Source organism: Pseudomonas sp. BW16M2 (assembly GCF_014268865.1).
GTDB classification, from domain to species: domain Bacteria; phylum Pseudomonadota; class Gammaproteobacteria; order Pseudomonadales; family Pseudomonadaceae; genus Aquipseudomonas; species Aquipseudomonas peradeniyensis.
This window is the reverse complement of record NZ_JABWRI010000069.1, coordinates 1-1023: the sequence shown is the minus strand read 5'-3', so window position 1 is coordinate 1023 and position 1023 is coordinate 1. Positions and strand designations below refer to the sequence as shown.

Genomic DNA, 1023 nt, shown 5'->3' with positions numbered 1-1023 from the left:
ATTGCACGACCATTCACTGTGGCATTGGCCGCGCCACTGATGACAGTGCCTTCCCCGTGGAGAGGGCAAAGGTGGCGATGGCCGACGAGGACGACAGGCTTCATGGCGACTCTGCCTGGGCAAGTGGAGCGGTTTGTGGGGCCGTTCGCGATTCGTGGTCTATCGCTTCTGGCCACTTGACCTCTGGTGCCAGACGCTTGGCGAATTGGCACCAGAGGAGATCGTTGTGATCTCTATTGAGCGGGGCGGGAGGGACAGCGGAGAGGCCTTGTTGCATGTAAGTGCATATATAGGACCAAATCGACGCTTCACCATATACGTTACTCAAAGGGAACCGATCGATGACGTTGTTGGTGCCTGGTTCCACGATGGACAGCATGATCCCCGTTTTTACGAGGTGTGAGCCTTGGAGGGTTACGGCTTGTTTTCTCCAACGCTCTGCGCGGATATCTTTCCAGTCGTAGCTGACGGTTTTTATTGGCCATGGAATGAAAGGATTCCACCAGCAGTATGTGAAATTGTAAGCATAGATTTTTTGGCGTGCACGGTTGAAACGTATGGGTTCATCGCGTGGGGTGAGGCGGATCATGCGTAGAAATGATGCTGTCTGGCAGGTTGCTAATAATAGGATGGCCAGCTTTAGTAAGATGAGGTTGTGCTGGTTATGTATTGCGCTATTAATTATTAGGCCGGCGGCCAGGATGAGAAATGGGCTGTTGATCAATGCGCACGCAAGCAGTAGTTCACGCATGATGATCGAGCTTCGGGATATCTCCAGATAGGTGTCGTCTTGATGGTTTGTACTCAAGAGTTTGGAACAGAACTCTATGTTGGGAGGGTCATTTGGGAGATTGAAGTCTTCCTTCCAGCCTGGGCATGGAGGCGCTAGGGTAGGCCTATTCTTCATGGTTGTTTCGTCGTGTTCAGTTTTTTTTCGCATGGGACTAGAACTGCGGTATTACCCTTGTCGAGCCAGTAACTGAAGATCTGATCAAAAGCATGCGTCATGACAACGCTACCTTT

Annotated in this window: 1 protein-coding gene; it reads right to left on the bottom strand. The window is 51.1% G+C overall.

What is annotated here, in order from left to right; genetic code table 11:
* Positions 1–100: 100 nt before the first annotated feature.
* Positions 101–751, bottom strand: a complete 651-nt coding sequence (locus HU735_RS26805) for a DUF6708 domain-containing protein (RefSeq protein WP_238349909.1) — start codon at positions 749–751, stop codon at positions 101–103.
* Positions 752–1023 lie beyond the last annotated feature (272 nt).

Excerpts from the sequence above, each read along its gene's own strand:
- HU735_RS26805 (WP_238349909.1), bottom strand. The coding sequence starts at position 751 with ATGCGTGAACTACTGCTTGCGTGCGCATTGATCAACAGCCCATTTCTC.